This window comes from Hymenobacter sp. BT559, from assembly GCF_017571525.1.
GTDB classification, from domain to species: domain Bacteria; phylum Bacteroidota; class Bacteroidia; order Cytophagales; family Hymenobacteraceae; genus Hymenobacter; species Hymenobacter ginsengisoli.
In genome coordinates this window covers 206873-225767 of the sequence record NZ_JAGETY010000006.1, presented here as the reverse complement: position 1 = coordinate 225767, position 18895 = coordinate 206873, and the positions used below count along the sequence as shown (strand labels likewise).

The 18895-nt window shown below is 60.7% G+C and carries 21 protein-coding genes and 1 pseudogene; 12 read left to right on the top strand and 10 right to left on the bottom strand.

Features of this window, described 5'->3' with window-relative positions:
• Positions 1 to 10: 10 nt before the first annotated feature.
• From J4D99_RS22180 to J4D99_RS10510, 5 genes and pseudogenes are all read right to left on the bottom strand, one after another.
• Positions 11 to 735 (bottom strand): annotated as a pseudogene (locus J4D99_RS22180) (phytanoyl-CoA dioxygenase family protein).
• 2 nt (positions 736 to 737) lie between these two features.
• The gene (locus J4D99_RS10525; protein ID WP_208131659.1) at positions 738 to 1016 is read right to left on the bottom strand and encodes a hypothetical protein; all 279 of its coding nucleotides are present in this window, start codon (positions 1014 to 1016) and stop codon (positions 738 to 740) included.
• A gap of 11 nt (positions 1017 to 1027) precedes the next feature.
• Positions 1028 to 3016 carry a (E)-4-hydroxy-3-methylbut-2-enyl-diphosphate synthase gene (gene ispG, locus J4D99_RS10520; RefSeq protein WP_208131658.1) on the bottom strand — a complete coding sequence of 663 codons (1989 nt, stop codon included), beginning with the start codon at positions 3014 to 3016 and terminating at the stop codon, positions 1028 to 1030.
• 144 nt (positions 3017 to 3160) lie between these two features.
• Entirely contained in the window at positions 3161 to 4051 is an 891-nt protein-coding gene (locus J4D99_RS10515) for a PAS domain-containing protein (protein ID WP_208131657.1), read from the bottom strand.
• A 47-nt stretch (positions 4052 to 4098) separates the two neighbouring features.
• On the bottom strand, positions 4099 to 4458 hold the full coding sequence (locus J4D99_RS10510) for a hypothetical protein (RefSeq protein WP_208131656.1): 360 nt from the start codon (positions 4456 to 4458) through the stop codon (positions 4099 to 4101).
• Between the two features lie 286 nt (positions 4459 to 4744).
• Between J4D99_RS10510 and J4D99_RS10505 the strand changes: the two genes are divergently transcribed.
• Entirely contained in the window at positions 4745 to 5284 is a 540-nt protein-coding gene (locus tag J4D99_RS10505; RefSeq protein ID WP_208131655.1) for a hypothetical protein, read from the top strand.
• Between the two features lie 68 nt (positions 5285 to 5352).
• Here J4D99_RS10505 and J4D99_RS10500 read toward each other — a convergent pair whose 3' ends face one another.
• The 3 genes from J4D99_RS10500 to J4D99_RS10490 all read right to left on the bottom strand — a co-directional run bounded on the left by J4D99_RS10500 (position 5353) and on the right by J4D99_RS10490 (position 7673).
• Positions 5353 to 6273, bottom strand: coding sequence for a D-2-hydroxyacid dehydrogenase (locus J4D99_RS10500; RefSeq protein ID WP_309509577.1), 921 nt, complete (start codon positions 6271 to 6273; stop codon positions 5353 to 5355).
• A 134-nt stretch (positions 6274 to 6407) separates the two neighbouring features.
• On the bottom strand, positions 6408 to 6821 hold the full coding sequence (locus tag J4D99_RS10495; RefSeq protein ID WP_208131653.1) for a hypothetical protein: 414 nt from the start codon (positions 6819 to 6821) through the stop codon (positions 6408 to 6410).
• A gap of 144 nt (positions 6822 to 6965) precedes the next feature.
• Positions 6966 to 7673, bottom strand: a complete 708-nt coding sequence (locus J4D99_RS10490; RefSeq protein ID WP_208131652.1) for a hypothetical protein — start codon at positions 7671 to 7673, stop codon at positions 6966 to 6968.
• Between the two features lie 275 nt (positions 7674 to 7948).
• Between J4D99_RS10490 and J4D99_RS10485 the strand changes: the two genes are divergently transcribed.
• The 3 genes from J4D99_RS10485 (at position 7949) to J4D99_RS10475 (ending at position 10041) form a co-directional block, all read left to right on the top strand.
• On the top strand, positions 7949 to 8362 hold the full coding sequence (locus J4D99_RS10485) for a 6-pyruvoyl trahydropterin synthase family protein (protein WP_208131651.1): 414 nt from the start codon (positions 7949 to 7951) through the stop codon (positions 8360 to 8362).
• Positions 8352 to 9032, top strand: coding sequence for a GTP cyclohydrolase I FolE (gene folE / locus J4D99_RS10480; protein ID WP_208131650.1), 681 nt, complete (start codon positions 8352 to 8354; stop codon positions 9030 to 9032). The genes J4D99_RS10485 and folE overlap by 11 nt, the downstream gene beginning before the upstream one ends.
• An 88-nt stretch (positions 9033 to 9120) precedes the next feature.
• Entirely contained in the window at positions 9121 to 10041 is a 921-nt protein-coding gene (locus J4D99_RS10475; RefSeq protein ID WP_208131649.1) for a TIGR01777 family oxidoreductase, read from the top strand.
• A gap of 5 nt (positions 10042 to 10046) precedes the next feature.
• On the opposite strand, the gene J4D99_RS10470 is transcribed toward J4D99_RS10475, so the two are convergent.
• Complete coding sequence (locus tag J4D99_RS10470; RefSeq protein ID WP_208131648.1) at positions 10047 to 10556, bottom strand: D-glycero-alpha-D-manno-heptose-1,7-bisphosphate 7-phosphatase; 510 nt, start codon at positions 10554 to 10556, stop codon at positions 10047 to 10049.
• Positions 10557 to 10656: 100 nt separating this feature from the next.
• On the opposite strand from J4D99_RS10470, the gene hemG reads away from it, so the two are divergent.
• From hemG to J4D99_RS10435, 7 genes are all read left to right on the top strand, one after another.
• Entirely contained in the window at positions 10657 to 11988 is a 1332-nt protein-coding gene (hemG, locus tag J4D99_RS10465) for a protoporphyrinogen oxidase (RefSeq protein ID WP_208131647.1), read from the top strand.
• A gap of 102 nt (positions 11989 to 12090) precedes the next feature.
• Complete coding sequence (locus J4D99_RS10460; protein ID WP_208131646.1) at positions 12091 to 12867, top strand: polyprenol monophosphomannose synthase; 777 nt, start codon at positions 12091 to 12093, stop codon at positions 12865 to 12867.
• Between the two features lie 66 nt (positions 12868 to 12933).
• Positions 12934 to 13896 carry a TerC family protein gene (locus tag J4D99_RS10455; protein ID WP_208131645.1) on the top strand — a complete coding sequence of 321 codons (963 nt, stop codon included), beginning with the start codon at positions 12934 to 12936 and terminating at the stop codon, positions 13894 to 13896.
• A 50-nt stretch (positions 13897 to 13946) separates the two neighbouring features.
• Positions 13947 to 14903 carry an L-histidine N(alpha)-methyltransferase gene (gene egtD / locus J4D99_RS10450; protein WP_208131644.1) on the top strand — a complete coding sequence of 319 codons (957 nt, stop codon included), beginning with the start codon at positions 13947 to 13949 and terminating at the stop codon, positions 14901 to 14903.
• A gap of 139 nt (positions 14904 to 15042) precedes the next feature.
• On the top strand, positions 15043 to 16449 hold the full coding sequence (locus tag J4D99_RS10445) for an MATE family efflux transporter (protein ID WP_208131643.1): 1407 nt from the start codon (positions 15043 to 15045) through the stop codon (positions 16447 to 16449).
• Between the two features lie 103 nt (positions 16450 to 16552).
• Positions 16553 to 17116 (top strand): DUF922 domain-containing protein, encoded by a 564-nt coding sequence (locus J4D99_RS10440; protein WP_208131642.1) that lies wholly within the window; start codon positions 16553 to 16555, stop codon positions 17114 to 17116.
• A 95-nt stretch (positions 17117 to 17211) separates the two neighbouring features.
• Entirely contained in the window at positions 17212 to 17544 is a 333-nt protein-coding gene (locus J4D99_RS10435) for a tRNA-binding protein (protein WP_208131641.1), read from the top strand.
• Between the two features lies 1 nt (position 17545).
• Here J4D99_RS10435 and J4D99_RS10430 read toward each other — a convergent pair whose 3' ends face one another.
• A complete protein-coding gene (locus tag J4D99_RS10430) occupies positions 17546 to 17917 on the bottom strand; it encodes a DUF4296 domain-containing protein (protein ID WP_208131640.1) in 372 nt (123 codons plus the stop codon).
• Positions 17918 to 17977: 60 nt separating this feature from the next.
• Between J4D99_RS10430 and J4D99_RS10425 the strand changes: the two genes are divergently transcribed.
• Complete coding sequence (locus J4D99_RS10425) at positions 17978 to 18892, top strand: DUF58 domain-containing protein (protein ID WP_208131639.1); 915 nt, start codon at positions 17978 to 17980, stop codon at positions 18890 to 18892.
• The last annotated feature ends 3 nt before the right edge of the window (positions 18893 to 18895 follow it).

Here is an 18895-nt window from a genome sequence, read left to right as displayed (position 1 = left end):
TACTGGGTAGCTAAGCAACGGCAGTGCCGATGCGTTCGCGCCACGCTAGTCCCGACGGCAATTCCTGGTTAGAGAATTCCAGATGAATAACCCGACGTGGCTGGGCGCTGGTACTACGGTTGGAAGCGTGCAGTAGTAGCGGCTTCATCAGCATAGCGCCACCGGCTGGCACGGGGCAGCTGATGGCCGTTGCTGTTTGGCTAGCAATGGTTTGGCCGGCACTACGCCGTGGCGATGGGAGCCAGGCACCACCTTAAGCGCACCGTTGGTGGCATCACAATCGTCTAGGTGTAGGCGAATGGTAACGGTGTTCTCGAGCACCGAAACAGGTGGCTGTACGGCCACCCAGCCTGCCTTAGCCGTCCAGGGACCATATCCAGCAAAGTCGGCGCGGTGGTCCACATTTATCATTAAGTCCTGGTGCCAAGCGACTAGCCAATTTGACTCTGCAGGCTTGTCAAAATAAATTGCCTTAGTAAGGTGGCAACCTCCAGGAAATAATTGTGACCGCAACTCACGTAGGTTAGGCGTGTCTAGCAACGGCCACAAGGAAGGAATTTCTCCAAGCAGATTGCGAATGGCAAATACGTCTTTGCTGCGCCGAAAATTGGCGCTAGCGGCTGGAGCGCTTTCGATGCATGCTAGCAAGGCTGCTATTTCGGCGGGCGTGTAGAGTTGCGGGACTATTGCGAAGCCCTTTTGCTCAACCTGCTGCCTAGCTGCAAAATCACTCATAATCAATCGCCAAAAGCTATCAAGCCACATTCTGCCGCAAACGCCTGCTTTAGGATGCTAGCCAGGTTTGGAATAGCCGCTTCCACAGCAGGCGTTAACAACGCTCGCTTTTGCCGCACAAGCTGGCTCGACCACCTAAAGTCGCCATAGTAATCAAGATAATTATCGATTACGCTTGCCTCTTGAGAGTTTATAAACTCTTCGTAGGCAATGCCACCGGCTGGGCTTAGTTGGTCGCTGCTTCTCGGCTGCTCATCTCTAATAAAAAAGAAATCAAGCATTTGCTGCGGACTTAAACCCCAACCGGCTCGTCAACTACTTCCTTTTCAATCCACTTGCCATCCTCGCGCATTAGCTCAATTAGCTCATCAACGGCGCGCTCTTCGGGCACGGCTTTCTTGATGACTTCCTGGCCGCGGTAGAGGGCAATTTTGCCTTTACCTACGCCCACGTAGCCGTAGTCGGCGTCGGCCATTTCGCCGGGCCCGTTCACGATGCAGCCCATGATGCCGATTTTGATGCCCTTGAGGTGGTCGGTGCGCTGCCGAATCATGGCGGTGGTTTCCTGCAAGTCGAAGAGGGTGCGGCCGCAGCTAGGGCAGCTGATGTACTCGGTTTTGCTCATGCGCGTGCGCGCGGCCTGCAAAATGCCGAAGCTCAGCTGGTTGAGCTGATTGATGGCTTCGGGCCATTCGCCCGCCGGGCGGGGGGCTAGCAGCTCGGCGCCCAGCACTATGCCATCGCCAAGGCCGTCGATGAGCAGGCCGCCGATGTCGGTGGCCGCGTCGAGCTGGGTTTGCGCCAGCGGCTGCTCGGGGTAAGCACGGAGAATAATAACCGGGCAGGTTATCTGATTGGTTACCAGCTCAAAAAAGGCCCGGCGCAGCTCGGGCATAGCGTGGGCGTTGGTGGTAGACAGCACGAGCACCACGGAAGGGTCGTGGCGCAGGTGCAGTAGCAGGTTGGCGTCCAGGGTATCGAGGCTCACCATCAAGAAGTTGAGCTCCGGGTGGCGGGTTGGCTCGTCGATGTAGCGGTCGGCGGTCATCACCGGGTAGTGGTGCGAGCGCTGGCCGGCATCGACCCAGGCGGTGTAGTTTACTACCTCCTTCAGGCCATTGGGGAGCATGAAGGGCACGGGCTGCTCGCCGGTGTAGATGTAGTCGGCGCCAAGGTCCGACATCTGAAACTTATCCAGAAACGGCGAATACAGGTGGCCGGCCGCGCGCAGGTCGGCATATTCCACTTGGGGCAGGCGCGACAGGTCGGCCACTACGCGGGGCACATTCAGCCCCCCAAAATTCAGCACCTCGTGCGTGGTGCGGCGGTGATACTGAAAAGGGTCTATCGGCTCGGGCCCAGCCAGCGGCTTAATAGGCTGGGCTAGCGCCGCACGGCCCACGTAGCGGTCGATGAGCATGCGGGCCACCGGCGCCTCGTGCTCGGGCGCCTCGGTCAGGCTCACGCGCACGGTGTCGCCCAGGCCGTCTTCGAGCAGCGTGCCGATGCCCACAGCGCTCTTGATGCGGCCGTCTTCGGCTTCGCCGGCCTCGGTCACGCCCAGGTGCAGCGGGTAGGGCTGCAAGCCTTCTTCATCGAGCTTTTGCACCAGCAGGCGGTAGGCCTGCACCATCACCTGGGTGTTGCTGGCCTTCATGCTCAGGACTACGTCGTAATAATTTTCCTCTTCGCAGAGGCGCAAAAACTCGAGCGCCGACTCGACCATGCCGAGCGGCGTGTCGCCGTAGCGGCTCAGAATGCGGTCGCTCAGCGAGCCGTGGTTGGTGCCGATGCGCATGGCCGTGCCGTGCTCCTTGCAAATCTTCACCAGGGGCCGAAACCGCTCGCGAATGCGCTCTACCTCGGCCGCATAGCTGGCATCGGTGTAGTCGATTTCTTCAAATTTCTTTTTGTCGGCGTAATTGCCGGGGTTCACGCGCACTTTCTCTACAATGCGGGCCGCCAGCTCGGCGGCATTGGGCGTGAAGTGAATGTCGGCGATGAGCGGCACATTGCAGCCGCGCGCGCGCAGCTCCTTCTTGATAGCCAGCAGGTTTTGCGCCTCCTTCACGCTAGGGGCCGTGATGCGCACGTATTCGCAGCCAGCCTCTACCATGCGCAGGGTCTGCTCTACCGAGCCTAGCGTATCCATCGTGTCCACGGTGGTCATGCTCTGCACCCGAATGGGGTAGTCGCCGCCCATCGGCACGCCGCCGATGTTTACCACGCGCGCCACGCGGCGCTTATACTCAATCAGGCTAGGGCAATAAATTTTGTTCATCACGCAGAAAGCTAGGGCCAGCGGGCAAAGTAGGCTAGCCCACTACAAAGGTACGGCCTTGGTTTTGCTGACTGGCTAGGGGCGCCTGTTACTAAAAAAGCCGACCAAAGGCCGGCTTTTCAAGCTCAACTCGCTGCTGCTGTCTTATTGGGCCCCTAGCTGCTTGCGCAGGCGCTGCACTTCGTGCTCCAACTCCAGGTTGCGGAAGGTGACTTTCGCTTCGAGGTCATTGTATGAGTTTTGGAGCTGCTCCTGCAGCTGGCGCATTTCGGTTACGTCGGTGTTGGTGCCTAGCCAGCGCACTAGCTGGCCCTGCTCGTCGTGCACAGGCACGGCGCGGGTCAAAAACCAGTTGTACTCGCCGTCGTAGCGGCGCAGCGGGAACGTTAGCTCCCAGGCTTCACCCTTTTGCCAGGCCTGGCTCACAAAGGCTACCACCTGCTTGATATAATCGGGATGATGAACCTTTTCCCAGCCCCAGCCTTCCATTTCAGCAAAGTCGGTGCCCGTGTAGTCATACCACCCCTTATTATACCAGTAAAGGTGGCCATCGGGCCGGGCCATCCACGAAAGCTGAGCCACATTGTCGGCTAGGGTAGTAAATTCTGACTCGCGCTCGGCCATCTTCTCATTGGCCAGCTTTTGGTCGTGAATGTCGGTGCAGGTACCAAACCACGTCACGATGGCGCCCTCGGCGTTGCGCCGGGGCAGCGCCTGCCCCAAAAACCAGCGGTAGTCCCCATCGCGACCCTTAAAGCGGTACTCTATTTCGTAGTCATCGCCGGTAGCCAGCGAGTGCCCCCACACCTGGCGGGCGTGGGCGCGGTCGTCGGGGTGCAGCAGGTTATTCCACATATCGGGCCCCACACTGTCGGCCAGCGTGTAGCCCGTGTAGTCTATCCAGCGCTGGTTGAAATAGGTATGAAAGCCACTCGGGTCGGTTATCCAGACCAGTTGCGGGATAAAATCAGCCAGAAACTGAAATTCATCCTCAGATTTTTGGGGTGAGCCAGACGCGGCAGCAGGAGTAATCACGACGAAATAAAACAGCTAGAGCAGGTAGAGAAAGGAAAAACCGGCCGCTAGGGCCGGTCGAGCTGCATTTCGAGCCCCGAGCTGAAATACAGATTGAGCTGGCTGCGGGCACCATCGGCGGTGCGGCGCAGGCGCGTCACGAGGGCCTTCATTTCCTCGGTCGGAAAATTGAGGCGCAGGTAAGGCCGATTTAGCAGCTCGTCGCGCTGCACGGCCCAGCTACCGGTTTCGTTTAGCAAGGGTGCCTCCAGCTGCAGCTGGTCGTCGTTGAGCAGCAGGTTGGTAGCCTGGGCTAGTGGGCTATCGGGGTCCGCCCGATTAACTACCCGGTGCGCGACCCGCCAAGCACCGGCCAAATAGCTATCTGGCACTTGTTGGAGGTTGATATCGAGCAATAAGTCGGACATTGGAAAAGCACAAACCGGTGTAGAAGGCAACTATCTTAGAATGCCCTGGCAAAGATAGACATCCTCATTTTTGCGTCAGAATCTTGCCAATATTATTTCTTAACCATAAAATTATGGTCCAGGTTTCCGAGCCGACCTTATGCGCTAAACTACTGCATTTATATGACTGCTTAACAATCGTTTACATCAATTTATTTTTCTAAAATCATCCATTCGTGCTGCCCTTACATGGCCACTGAGCTAGGGGCGCCGTATGAATAGGGCGCACCCCGTTGGTGCTTGTTTTATGAAATATTTTTCGATTCCTCCTACCCTACCCAGCCAGGTTTTGAATGCTGCTCGCCAAACTGGCCTGCGGGCCTGGCAAACCGGCCGCCTATTTCGGCAGCTGGCTCAGCGGGCGCTCGATTCGGTGCAGGAGGTGTTGCGGGCCGAAGTACAAAACGGGCACGCCCGCCTGGTGGCCGATTTTCTAGCTGACAAAGCCTTGCCCGCCGCAAAAGCCCTGCTGCTGGAGCGCATGGCCGCCCGCTTGCTGCTGCGCCTGGGCCTGCGCGGCGTGTTTATGACCAATGTGGCCGGCTGGGTGCTGCCGTTTGTACTCGAAAAGCTGTTTCAGGCTGCCCGCGCCAGTGGCCTGCTAGCCCGCCTCGAAGCCAACCCCACTGTGGTGGATGCCCTTGCGCGCCTCGACGAACTGCGCCAGGCGGCTAGCCGGCTACTCTTCCCCGATGGCGACACCGAAGCCCGCGTGCTCACCGACGAAGAAGCCGCCACGCTACTGCAAACGCCAGCTAAGCGCCTGCCAATGAACACCGAACACTAACCCACGCAGACTTCTTCTGCTAAAGCTGTTGAGAAAGTCGGTTAGTACGGCCGGCTTCTTGGGCAACTTCAATAGCCGCGGCGCAAGGTTATCAGGTTTTCGAGGGGCTGGCCCGCTTGCAGGTGCGCCAGGTTGCGCAGCAGCTGGGCTACTTTGCCTTCGGCCTCCTGGGGCTGGCCTCCGCCGCTGTGCTGGGTCAGCAGCACCTGCGGCATGGCCCAGAAGGGGTGGCTGGCAGGCAGCGGCTCGATTTCGGTCACATCGAGTACTGCGCCGCTTAAGCGGCCGGCTTGCAGGGCGGCGAGCAGCGCGGGCTCGTCGGTAGTGTTGCCGCGGCCTACGCTGGCATAGACGCTGCCTGACGGAAGCGCTGCCAACTCCTCGGCCGCAAAAAACTTATCAGCGCTGCCGGGCAGGCAGTTCACCACAATATCGGTGTGCGGCAGGGCTGCCCGCAGCTCGGCGCGCGAGTGCAGCTGCGCCTGCGGGTGAGTGCGGGCCAGCAGTCGCACCTCGCAACCAAAGCCGCTGAGCTGCTGGCGCACGGCCTGTGCAATAGCCCCGGCGCCTAGCACCACTACCCGCTTGCCGCGCAGCAGCCCCATGCGCCCCCTGATGGGTGCCCCTACCCAGCGCGCCTCCGCTTGCAGGCGTACCAGCTCGGGCAGGGCGCGATAGAAGGCGAGCAGGCCCGCCACCATCGTTTCGGCGCAGGGCCAGGCAAAATAGTCGCCCATATTGGCCACTGGCGCGGCTATGGCTAGGCCCCGGTAGCGGTCGAAACCGGCCGAATCGAGCTGCCAGAAGCGCAGATTTGGCAGCTCAGCGGCCAGCCACTCGGGGGGCGGGTTACCAAAAAGCAGCTCCGCCTGTTGGCACGCGGTGGCCTGCTCGGCGGCCGGCAAATCGCGGGCATACGTGGCCTCATACCCGGCGGGCAACCCGTGCGTAAGCTGGGCGCGCACGGCATCGGGCAAGGGAGAATACACAAATAAGCGCATAAGACAAAAGTGCCCCGGGGTAGATTTCAGAAACAACTACTTACTCAAAAGCGGTGTTGCGCAGCCTGGCTAGGTTGCGCAACACCGCTTTTACAAATGTCGGCTGGTGCCTGAGCCGCAGCCTACGCCTGCGAGTCGAGGCCTCGATTATTATTTTTCAGGTCTTGCTCGGGAGTGGTACTAGGGCCCTGGAGCTGGCCCGCAGCGGCGAGCAGGGCAGCCCCCAGCTTTTCTACGTGCGAGCGGGTATTGCCCTCGGCCAGGTGCGCCGTGCGGGTGGTTTCGGTACCAAGGTGGTGCAGCAGGCGGCCTACCTGGTCGCCATTGTAGGTGCCGCCGTGCAGCAGCGCTTTCAGAGCCTGCAAGTCGGTGACGAGCTGATGAAACTCGGGGTTGTGGGCGTCTTTCAGGTCTTCAATCCACCGCTGTAGCTGGTTGTCGATGCCGGCGCGGCTGGCTTCTTCGCGCAGGTCGCCGGTTAGGATATTAATGGCGCCTTCCAGGTGTACTTGGTGCTGAACTTCTTTCTTTTCCATGGTGCTGGCTTAAGAGAAATGGGTGGGTAAGCCAAGGGGCTTGTCCAGGTCCTCAACGCAAGGCAGCCGGCGCGGGTTAGCCTGGCCCCAATAAAAAACCCCGCCGGGAGCCGGCGGGGTTTAGGTACTTATGCAGAAGGTGGGTTATTCAATCTTGCTCATGCGCTCTTTCACGGCCTCCAGGGCTACACGCATGTTCACAATGTCGGCGCGGGCAGCTTCCTGCTCCTTCAGGTTCGAATCCACTTGGTTGTTAAGCTGCTGCAGCTCCGCAGCGTTGGCAGCCAGCTGCTGCTGAATTTCGAGCTTGCGGGTCTTGTTGCGCTCGATGTCTTTCTTGATGGCATCGGCCTTGCCGATAACAGCCATGTGGTTGTTTTGCGAGGTCACCAAGGCCTTCTCGGCATCCGTAATCTGGGCTACCAAGTCTTCCCGGTACATCGAGCGAGCAAAATCCTTGAGGTATTTCTCAGCGGCCTTCCACTGGCTAGGCGTCGAGGCCTGGCCCAGGTAAGCATTGCCTAGGTCGATGCTCCACCATACGCCCGTGCCAGTGGGCAGGGCATCGACGCGGCTGATAACGCGCACTGGCGTGGGCGAAACCTCCGGAATCGTTACCCCATCCATCGTAATAATGCCTTTGTTATTCTTCACTTTACCCGGAAACTGCTCGTTGAGCTGCTTCAACCAGGAAGTTTCCACGCGCTTGTTGTCGAGCTGCAGGCTCACGCGCTGGCCTTTGCGCGGAATGTTGTTGATGTTCTGGTCGGCTTCATCCACGGGCGAGCGCTGGGCCGACACGTGCAAAGCACCTAACAATAGCAAAAAAAGAAGTAGAACGTTTCGTTTCATCGGGTAAAAAGGATAAGTAAAAGGAAGTGAAAACGAAAAAAAGGGGCCAGATATGGTTTTCCGACAGCCCAAATTTAAGCACTTTATCGCAACTCTATGAGCGAAAAAAGCTTTTTTTTCACTGAGTTAATTTTTTATGCGTTAAGTACAACGGCCCGCAGAAGCACGCGCATCCCCAAACCGGGAAAGTATTACTTTTTTTATTTGTTAAATCCAAGACGCCTTTTTGTGGAAGCTTAACTCAACAAAAGGTGGCACTCGTAGTTTCACTCCCCATGCCCCAGCTCACTATCTGTCGTTCCGAACACTTTAATGCGGCTCATCGCCTGCACAATCCGGACTGGGATGCGGCGCGCAACCAGCAGGTGTTTGGCAAGTGCAACAACCCCAACTACCATGGCCATAACTATGACCTGACGGTGCGCCTGACCGGGGAAATCGACCCCGACACCGGCTATGTGTTTGACATGAAGCAGTTAAGCGACATCATCAAAACGCAGGTGCTCAATCGCTTTGACCACCGCAACCTCAACCTCGACACCGACGATTTTCGGGAGCTTAACCCTACGGCTGAGAATATTGCCGTCGTTATCTGGCGGCGGCTGCGGGCGGCTTTGCCAGCGGCGCTTACCCTAGCCGTGACGCTCCACGAAACTGACCGTAATTTTGTGGATTACTATGGAGAATAATTCTGCCGGGCCTCCCGCCAACCACCCTAGCGGGAACCACCCGGACCACCACCTGCCTGCCGGCCTGCGCACGCCCCTGCGCCCCGACGCGTTTGCTAGCCCCGATGCCGAAAAAATTGCCGCCATCACTGGTCATTTTCGCGCTATCATGCAGGAGCTGGGCCTCGACCTGACCGACGACAGCCTGGCTGGTACGCCGCAGCGCGTGGCCAAAATGTTTGTGCAAGAGTGGTTTAAGGGGCTCAACCCCGAGCACCGGCCCGAGGTGCGCCTCTTCGAGAACCGCTACCAGTATGGGCAGCTGCTGGTAGAGCGCGACATCACGCTGTTTTCGTGCTGCGAGCACCACTTCGTGCCCATTATTGGCAAGGCGCACGTGGCGTATTTGCCGGGTCAGCACGTAGTGGGGCTTAGCAAGCTCAATCGGGTGGTGCAGTATTATGCTCGCCGCCCGCAGGTGCAGGAGCGCCTTACCCGGCAGGTGGCCGAGCACCTGCGCCAAAGCCTGGGCACCGACGACGTGGCCGTGCTCATCGAGGCCGACCACCTCTGCGTGATGAGCCGGGGCGTAAACGACACCAGCAGCTCAACCATCACGAGCGAGTATAGCGGCAAGTTTTTAGAGGACAAGGACTTGCGCAATGAGTTTTTGCGCCAGATTGGTAAGTAAATTTTGGCTGTTAGCTGCTGGCTGATAGCGCTGTTCCCGCCCTCCCTTCACTCAAAAGCCAACGGCTAGCAGCTAATAGCTTTCTTCTATGAAAATACTCATCACGGGCGGCACCGGCCTGATAGGGCAGCGGCTGGCCGAACTGCTCATCGACGGGGGCCACGAGGTGGCACTCCTCACGCGCGACCCGCAGAAGGCTAGCCACTTCCGGCTCTTTGGCTGGGACCCGCAGGCGGGCACTATTGACCCGGCGGCCCTCCCCTACGCTGACTGTGTGGTGAACCTTGCCGGCAGCAGCGTGGCCGAAGGCAAGTGGACGCCCGAGCGCAAGCACGAAATTATCCGCTCGCGCCTCGATGGGCTGGAGCTGCTCTACCGCGAGCTAGCTAAGCCCGGCCACCACGTACAAACGCTGCTATCGGCCTCGGCCATTGGTGTTTATGGCGACCGTGGTGACGAAGTTTTATACGAAGACTCGCCCATCGCGGCGCCCGGCGACGACTTTCTGGCCGATGTGGTAGTGCAGTGGGAAGCTGCCGCCCGGCGCATTGGTGAGCTAGGCCCCCGCGTGGTGCTGCCACGCATTGGCATCGTGCTCAGCCCCGAAGGTGGGGCACTGGTGCCCATCGCCAAAACTGTGCGCTACGGCGCCGGCGCCCCGCTAGGCTCGGGCCGGCAGTACATGAGCTGGATTCACCGCGACGACCTGTGCCGCCTGCTGGTGCAGATGCTGGAAAGTTCGTTGTGGCAGGGCACCTACAACGCAGTGGCACCCAACCCTGTTACTAACCAGGAGTTTACCGAAACGCTGGCCCAGGTAATGCACCGCCCGCTGCTGCTGCCCAAAGTGCCGGCCTTTGGCTTAAAGCTGGCGATGGGTGAGATGAGCGAAATTGTGCTCGGCTCGCAGCGCGTCAGCGCCGACAAGGTGCTGAGCCAGGGCTTCACGTATGAATACCCCCGCCTGCTGGCAGCGCTGTTGTCGTTTTACGGCGAAGAAGCTTCTTAAGCAGGCTAGCCAGCCGCTAAAATCAGGTCGGTAGCTGCCCGCAAATCCGCTACTCGCGGCTGGTACTCGACCGGCTCGGAGTGGCCCACCAAAATGCCGCGCACCCCTAGCCGCGCGCCAGCTTCTATGTCGCGGGCGCGGTCGCCTACCAGCCAGCATCGGGCCGGGGCGAGGTGAAAGCGCGCTACAGCTTTTTCGAGCATCCCCGAGTCGGGCTTGCGCAAAATAGACTCGCTGACCGATGGGTGGCTATCGGAGAAGTATAATGCGTCGAGCTGCTGGTGGCAGGCTTGCTGCAGCAGCTCGTGGCAGGCTAACACTTCGTCCTTAGTATAGAGGCCCTTGGCAATGCCGGCCTGGTTGGTGACTACAATAAGGTGGTAGCCGGCTGCTTTAAGGCGCGCCAGGCTCTCGGGCACGCCAGCGCAGATGCGGAAGCGGTCGGGTGTCCACACATAGTCGCCCATTTCTTCATTGAGCACACCGTCGCGGTCCAGAAAAACTGCTTTATTCATTGCTTTTGGCTAGTAGCTGTCGGCTGTTAGCTGTTAGCTTTCCGCCTGAATTATCGAACAAAGCTATCGGCTAGCGGCCAATGGCTACCCGCTTTCTACTATGCGCATTGCGATTATCGGCGGGGGCCTCACGGGCCTCACGCTGGCTTATTATCTCCAAAAAGCGGGCGTGGCCTACGACCTGTTTGAGGCCAGCCCCCGGCCGGGCGGCAACCTGCTTTCCCCCCGAATGCCCGAAGGCTACCAGCTCGAAGCCGGCGCCAACTCGCTGCTGCTGAGCGCCGAGCTGGAAGAACTGCTGACCGAACTGGGCCTAGCCGATGCTATTCAGGAAGCGGCCCCGGTGAGCCAGCACCGCTACGTGCTACGCGGCGGGCAGTACCGGGCGCTACCGGGCTCGCCGCCCGCGCTGCTGGCCAGCAATTTTTTTAGCCTCAAAACGAAGCTGCGGCTGCTTGGCGAGCTGCTGCGCCGCCCCGCGCCGCCTGTGCCAGGCGAAACAATAGCCGCTTTCTTCGCCCGACATTTTGGGCGCGAGGTTGTTCAATACGCCGTCAACCCCTTCGTAGCGGGCATCTATGCCGGCGACCCGGCCGAGCTGCTGCTTTCCCTTACCTTTCCGCAGCTAGCGGCGCTCGAGGCCCAGCACGGCTCGCTGCTGCGCGGGTTGGCCAAGGGCCCGAAGGCCGGCCGCCGCCGCACCGTGACGCTGCGCGGCGGCGTGCAAGCGCTTACTGATGCGCTGGCTGCCCGGCTCAGCAGCTATCACCCCAGGCAGGCCGTGCAGGCCATTGAGCGGCTAGCTGATGGCGCCTATCAACTGCTACTCAACAACCAGCCAACTGCCGCTACTTATTCGCACCTGGCGCTGGCGCTGCCTGCCTATGCGGCGGCCGAGCTGCTCGCGCCCCACTTTGCGGCGGCCGCCCAGGCGCTGGCGGCCGTGCGCTACCCCCCCATGACGCTCGTGTACTCGGCCTACGACCGAGCCGCCGTGGCCCACCCCCTGGCCGGCTTTGGGGCGCTCAACCCCCGGGTAGAAGGCACCTACTCGGCCGGCTCTATCTGGACCAGCTCCCTCTTTCCCGACCGCGTGCCCGATGGGCAGGTGCTGTTTACCAGCTTCGTGGGCGGGGCGCAGTTTGCCAGCCAGGCCCGAGAGCCCGAGGACAGGCAGCTGGCGGCCGTGCACCAGGAGCTGAGCCGGCTCTATGGCATCGAGGGCGCGCCGCTCTGGCAAGGGCGCTACTACTGGCCCCAAAGCATTCCCCAGTTTGACCAGCACCTGGCCGATGCGCGGGCCGCCGTGGCACCCCTGGCGGCCGCAGGCGTCGTGGCCGTAGCCAACTGGCAGGCTGGCGTAAGCGTGCCCGATTGTGTGAGATACGCCCGCCAGCTAGCCCAGCAGCTTAGCACTGCAAAACAGGAATAGAACTAGAAAAAATAGTAATACCTTTCTGAAATTCTACTTCAAAATCCTGGTTAGCACGCAACCCTATTCTTACGCGCCCTATCTTTGCCAGTGATGAGTACTATGGCCGCCGGACTAGTTCTGATTCCGACGTATAATGAGCGGGACAATGTGGAGCTTATTATTCGGGCTGTCTTCGCACTGCCGAAAAATTTCCACGTCCTGATAATTGACGACGGTTCGCCCGACGGTACGGGCCCAATAGTGCGCGGCCTGCTTCCTGAGTTTGCAGGGCGGCTGTTTCTGGAAGAGCGTTCGGGAAAGCAAGGGTTGGGCACCGCCTACATATTCGGCTTTCGCTGGGCGCTGGCGCGAGGCTATGAGTATGTGTTTGAGATGGATGCCGACTTCTCGCACAACCCGCAAGATTTGCTGCGCCTGCACGAAGCCTGCGCCGTGCAGGGCTACGACCTGGCCATCGGCTCGCGCTACAGCGACGGCGTAAACGTGGTAAACTGGCCCATGAGCCGGGTGCTGATGTCATATTTTGCCTCCAAATACGTGCGCATGGTCACGGGTATGCCTATTCACGATGCCACGGCGGGCTTTAAGTGCTACTCGGCTAGGGTGCTGCGCGCCATCGACCTAAAGCGCATTCACTTCGTGGGCTATGCCTTTCAGATTGAGATGAAATGGCTGACCTACCGGCTGGGCTTCCGCATCAAGGAAGTGCCCATCATCTTTACCGACCGCACCCGCGGGCAATCGAAGATGTCGAAAGGCATCTTCAAGGAAGCATTTTTTGGAGTAGTGCAGATGAAGGTGAGCAGCTGGATTCATCCGCCGCGCCGCACCGCCGACGAGCCGCAGGGCCAACCACGCATCGCCTCGGCCCAGTAGCCTAGCCAGTGGGCCCACCGCCACGCGGGCCATTTTTCCGTATCTGAGTTAGCAGCTTGCCGCCGGATGGAAAATACGCCCCTTTTTTGGATACTATTTAACTTATTTGTAATCGGGCTTTTGCTGCTCGATTTGCTGGTGCTTAATCGCCGCGCCCATGCAGTGAAGCTCGGGGAAGCACTGGGCTGGAGCGCCTTCTGGATAACGTTGTCGCTAGGTTTCAACTACCTCGTGTACCATACCATGGGCCACGAAGCAGGCCTGCAATGGCTGACGGGCTACCTCATCGAGAAGGCCCTGAGCGTGGACAACCTGTTTGTGTTCCTGCTCATTTTCACTTACTTTAAGGTACCGGCCGAGTATCAGCACCGCATTTTGTTCTGGGGCGTACTGGGGGCCCTGGTGCTGCGCGGCATCTTCATTCTGGCGGGGGCGGCGCTGCTGGCCAAGTTTCACTTTCTGCTGTATGTGCTAGGGGCCTTCCTGGTCTACACAGGTGTGCGCATGGCCCTGAGCGGCGACGGTGACCCCGAAATTGACCCCAACAACAACCCGGTGGTGCGGTTTCTGAGCCGGCGCCTACCCATTACGCGGCAGCTCGACGGCGGTAAGTTCTTCACCCGGCGCGACGGCCTGCGCTTTGCCACGCCCCTACTGGTGGTGCTGGTGATGATTGAAACCACCGACGTAGTTTTTGCGGCCGACTCCATCCCGGCCATCCTGGCCGTGTCGCGCAATACGTTTGTGGTGTATACCTCCAACGTGTTTGCCTTGCTGGGCCTGCGGGCGCTGTATTTTGCCCTGGCCAGCCTCATGACGCTCTTTCACTACCTGCACTATGGGTTGGCGCTCATCCTGGTTTTCATTGGTGGCAAGCTCTTGATGGAGGATATTTTACGCGAGCGCTTTAACCTGGCGCTACCCGTGCCGGTTTCGCTAGGCATCGTGGGGGCGCTGCTGCTGGGCTCGGTAGCGGCGTCGCTGCTGTGGCCCAAACCACCCGCCGAGCCACCAGCTAGCCCCCAGTAGCAGCCCCATTACGCAAACTGTGCTTTGCCCTTTCCCAACGCCTACCTCTCTTGAATCACCTCGCCGAACACCTAGCCCAGGGTTTTAGCCAAACGCCGAAGACCTTATCGTCTAAATATTTTTACGACACCACCGGCAGCCGCCTGTTTCAGCAGATAATGGGCCTGCCCGAATACTACCCTACCCGCACCGAGCTTGCTATTTTTCAGGAGCAGGGCGCGGCGATAGCGCGGGCATTGGCTGCCGGTGCGGGGGCCAGCCAGCCGCTGGCCGTAGTAGAGCTAGGGGCCGGCGATGGCCTTAAAACCAAGTTCTTGCTGCGCGAGCTACTAGCCCAGCCGGTGGCCCTTACCTACGTGCCGGTCGATATTTCGGCTTCGGCCATTGCCGAGCTCACGGCCTCGCTGCACGCCGAACTGCCCGGCCTGCCCACCGAGCCGCTGGCCGCCGAGTATTCGGCCGCGCTTACTACGCTCGCTACCCGGCCGGGCGCCAAGGCGGTGCTGTTTCTGGGCTCTAACATCGGCAATTTCACACCCGATGAGCAGGTGGTTTTCCTGCGCGAGCTGGCTCAGCCGCTCACCCCGGCCGACCGTCTGCTGGTGGGCTTCGACCTGCGCAAAGACCCGCGCCGCATTCGGGCCGCCTATGACGATGCGCAGGGCATCACGGCCGAGTTCAACTTCAACCTGCTGCGCCGCCTCAATGCCGAGGCCGGGGCCGATTTTGAGCTCGATGCCTGGCAGCATTTCCCCGACTACGACCCCAGCACCGGCGCCATGCGCTCGTGGCTGGTGAGCCGCCGCGCCCAAACCGTGCGCGTAGCCGCCCTAGCCGGCCAGACCTTCGACATCGCCGCCTGGGAGGCCATTCACACCGAAAGCTCTTACAAATTCAGCCTGCCCCAAATAGCCGGGCTAGCCGCCGCGGTGGGCCTGCGCGTAGTCGAGGTGTTTCAGGATGCAGCCGGCGACTTTGCCGACGTGGTGCTGGCAGTGGCCGGCTAGGGGCGTATTTTTGCACCCAATAAAATAAGTAGAACGTCATGCTGAGCTCCGCGAAGCATCTCTACCGCGCCGGTCAACGATGCGGGCAAGATGCTTCGGCAGGCTTAGCATGACGTTCTTTATTAAGTAGTTGTTAGCCATGAAATCCCACCTTCGCCCTACTATTCTCCTCGCTTACCCGGTGGTGCTGAGCCAGCTCGGCCACATCCTGGTGAGCGTGTGCGACTCGGTGATGGTGGGCCAGACCGGCAAGCTGCCCCTGGCCGCCGTGAGTGTGGGTGTGAGCATGACCACCGTGCTCATGGTGCTGGGCCTGGGCATCAGCATGGGCGCGGTGCCGCGCGTGGCCGCCGCCAATGGCCGGGGCGATAACCCGGCGCTGGGCCACCTGCTGGTAGGCACCATCTGGCTGAATACGCTGGTGGGTGTGCTGCTGGCGGGCTTCAGCCAGCTGCTGCCGCTGGCCATGCCGCACCTGCACCAGGCACCCGAAGTAGTGGCCCTAGCCACGCCCTGGGTGCGCGTGGTGGGTCTGTCGCTGCTGCCCCTGATGGTGTTTCAGGGCTTCCGCGAGTGGGCCGAGGGATTGGGCCTCACGCGCCAGGCCATGCAGCTCTCCATTCTGGGCAATTTCATTAACGCGCTGTTGTGCTACGCCTTGATATTCGGGCACTTCGGTGCACCGGCTATGGGGCTAATGGGCGCGGCCTGGGCCACGCTGGTGGCCCGCATTATCATGGCCTTGCTCATGGCGCAGTACGTGCTGCGGGCCAAGGAGCTACAGGAAAAGCGCCCGGCCGAGGCAGCTACCTGGCTGGAACCGGGGCTAGCCGAGCTGCGCGGGCAGCTGTCGCTGGGCCTACCCATCGGAGTGCAGATGATGTTTGAGGTGGGTGCTTTTGCTGCCTCGGCGCTGATGATGGGCTGGTTGGGCGTCACGACCCAGGCCGCGCATCAGATTGCCATTAACGTGGCCTCGGTGACGTACATGGCGGCTAGCGGCATTGCGGCGGCAGCTACCATCCGGGTGGGCAACCTGCGCGGGGCCGGCGACCTGGCCGGGGCGCGGCAGGCCGGCTTCGCGGCTTATTGGCTGGCTTTCGGCTTTATGGGCACGATGGGCTTGCTGTTAGTCCTCTTCCGACACTACATCCCTACTCTTTATAATACTGACCCGGCCGTGGTGGCGCAGGCGGCCACGCTGCTCGCTATTGCGGCCGGCTTTCAGGTGTCGGATGGCCTGCAAGTGGTAGGCTTGGGTGCGCTGCGCGGGCTGGAAGATGTGAAGGTGCCTTCGGTAGTCGCGCTGCTGGCTTATTGGGCCATTGCGCTGCCGTTGGGCTACGGGCTGGGTTTTGGGCTAAAGCTAGGCGCACCGGGCATCTGGCTAGGCCTGCTCACGGGCCTGAGCATAGTGGCAGGTGTGCTATTGCTGCGCTTTCGGCAGCAGAGCGAGCCGGGCGGGCCAGCACCGCAGGGCCAGCAGCCGGGCCAGCCGCTCACCAAAGCCGAAGAATTGGTGGTGCTGGGCCAGCCGGCGGGCTAGCCAGCGGAACTCAGAGCGGGCGCTTGGTTGTCCGGTTGCTAGCCTTTGGCTGGCCCATGGGGGCTAGCGGGCGCTTTTCTTCCGACCCATTGCTTTTTTGTTCATGCCTATTTCCTGGTGGAAGGCTTTGGCCTTTCTGCTGCTCGGGGCCGGCCCAGTTGCCGCCCAGCAAGTAAAGCTGCCGCCCGGCTCCATTCGCTGGTCGGCCACGCGGCCTCTTACGGTGGCCGATTTTAAGGGCCGGCCCAGGCCCAACCAGGGCCACGCTGCCCTCACTTCGGCCAATATTAACACCGGCGCTACCTGCCGGGGCAACATCTTTGCGGGCACCGCGCAGGCCAGCTTCGACCCTGCCAGCTCGTGGGTGCGCGAGCCCCGCACCATCACGCCCGCCCTACTGCGCCACGAGCAGCTGCACTTTGATATTGCCGAGGTATATGCCCGCCGCCTGCGCCAGCAGCTAGCCGCCATGCACACCACCTGCGACCGGCTAGGCACTACTTTCGACCGCATCAGCCAGGCTGCCTACGCGGCTTGGCAGGAGGCTGAGGACGCCTACGACCGCGATACCAACCACGGCCTGCAACACGAGCGCCAAGCACAGTGGGAGGTCCAGGTGCGCCAGCAGCTCCAAGAGTTGGCTGCCTTCGCCGAGAAAGATGCGTGAGCAATAGGTGCCTGATGACGGTTATTTGCTGCTTATTGGCTGGCGTCTCGACAAGCAGCAAATAAACATCACTAGGCCCCTACCATCAACTAAATATGATTTCCTGGACTGACTTTGAGCAAGTAGACATTCGCGTGGGCACCATTGTAGAGGCGCGCGAATTTCCGGAAGCGCGCCGGCCGGCGTATCAATTGGTGCTGGACTTTGGCCCCGAAATAGGGCTTAAAAAATCGAGTGCCCAGCTTACGCAGCACTACACGCCGGCCACGCTGCTGGGCCGGCAGGTGCTGGCCGTGGTCAATTTTCCGCCCAAGCAGATTGGGCCGTTTCGTTCCGAAGTGTTGGTGCTAGGGGCACCCGATGCCGAGGGCCACACGGTGCTGGCGGCGGTAGCGGCGCCTGTGCCCAACGGCAGCCGCCTGCACTAGCTTAATGGTGCAGCGGCAGCGACGTGGCCCCCATCTTTTTTTCGCGGGCCGTGAGCGAGTCGACAACGACAGCATAAATGCCGTCGAGGTCTTTGCCATTCATGGCATAATAGCGGTAGCTGCGCTCAAAGGTCGAGTCGGCCGGCTTTAGCTTGTGCTGCCTTAGGATGTCGTCGTGCATGGTCTGAAATAGCGCCCGCGCCGAGTCGGACGCAAGGCGGCTCGATTCAATGCGCGATTCGAGCAGGTGAAACTGCACAAGCAGGCTGGTTACTTCCTCTTTAGAGAGCAGGTGGGGCGGGGCCAGCACCTGCTCGGGGCGTCCGCAGCTGGCCACGGCCAGCAGGCCCGCACCCAGGAGGAATTGAGTCAACGTTGATTTCACGCCCAAAAATAACCCCGCGCCGTAGCTTCGCCTTTCACCCTGCCTCGTATGCCGCCCACCGCTAGCCCCGCCTCTGCCCTGCCCGCCAGCCTCACGGCACTAGTGCGCCGCCTGCGCCACCTCGAAATCAGGATGCGCCAGGCGGTGGAGGCGCAATTGCAGGGCAATTTTGGCTCCGTGTTCCGGGGCAATGGGCTGGAATTTGACGACGTGCGCCTCTATCAATATGGCGACGAAGTGCGGGCCATCGACTGGGCCGTGAGCAGCAAAGGCCACGGCACCTTCGTCAAGACCTATAAGGAAGAACGGGAGCAGCAGGTGCTGGTGGCCCTCGACGTGAGCGCCTCGCAGCGCGTGGGCCGCGCGGCCACTGGCAGCCAATGCAAGCTCGACTTGGGCCGCGACCTGGCCGGGGTGCTGGCCCTTTCGGCCGCCCGCCAAGATTCGGCGCTCGGCCTACTGGCTTTTTCCGACCAAAAGGAGCTATACTTACCGCCCGCCAAGGGCCTGCGGGCAGCCTATGCCCTGCTGCAGCGCCTCTATGGCTTGCGGCCAGCTTCGCAGCACACGAGCCTGAGTGCGGGCATCCGGCAGCTGCTAGGGTTAGTAAAGCGCCGCAGCCTGGTTATTCTCATCTCCGATTTTATCGACGAGAACTACGAGCGCGAGCTGACTATGATGGCCCGCCAGCACGACCTAGTGGTGGTGCAGCTGCTAGCACCGCAGGAAGTGAAGTTTCCGGCGCTGGGTATTGTGCCCCTGCGCGATGCCGAAACGGGCCTGCAACGCTGGGTCGACACATCGGCGCCGGCATTTCGGGCGCAGTATGCCGCCCAGACCCAGGCCCGGCAGGAGGCTTTGCGCACCGTGTGTCGCCGCCAGCGCGTGAGCCTGCTCACGCTGCATACCGATGAAGATTTTGTGCCGCAACTAGTGGGGCTGTTTCGGCAGCGCCGGGGATAATAC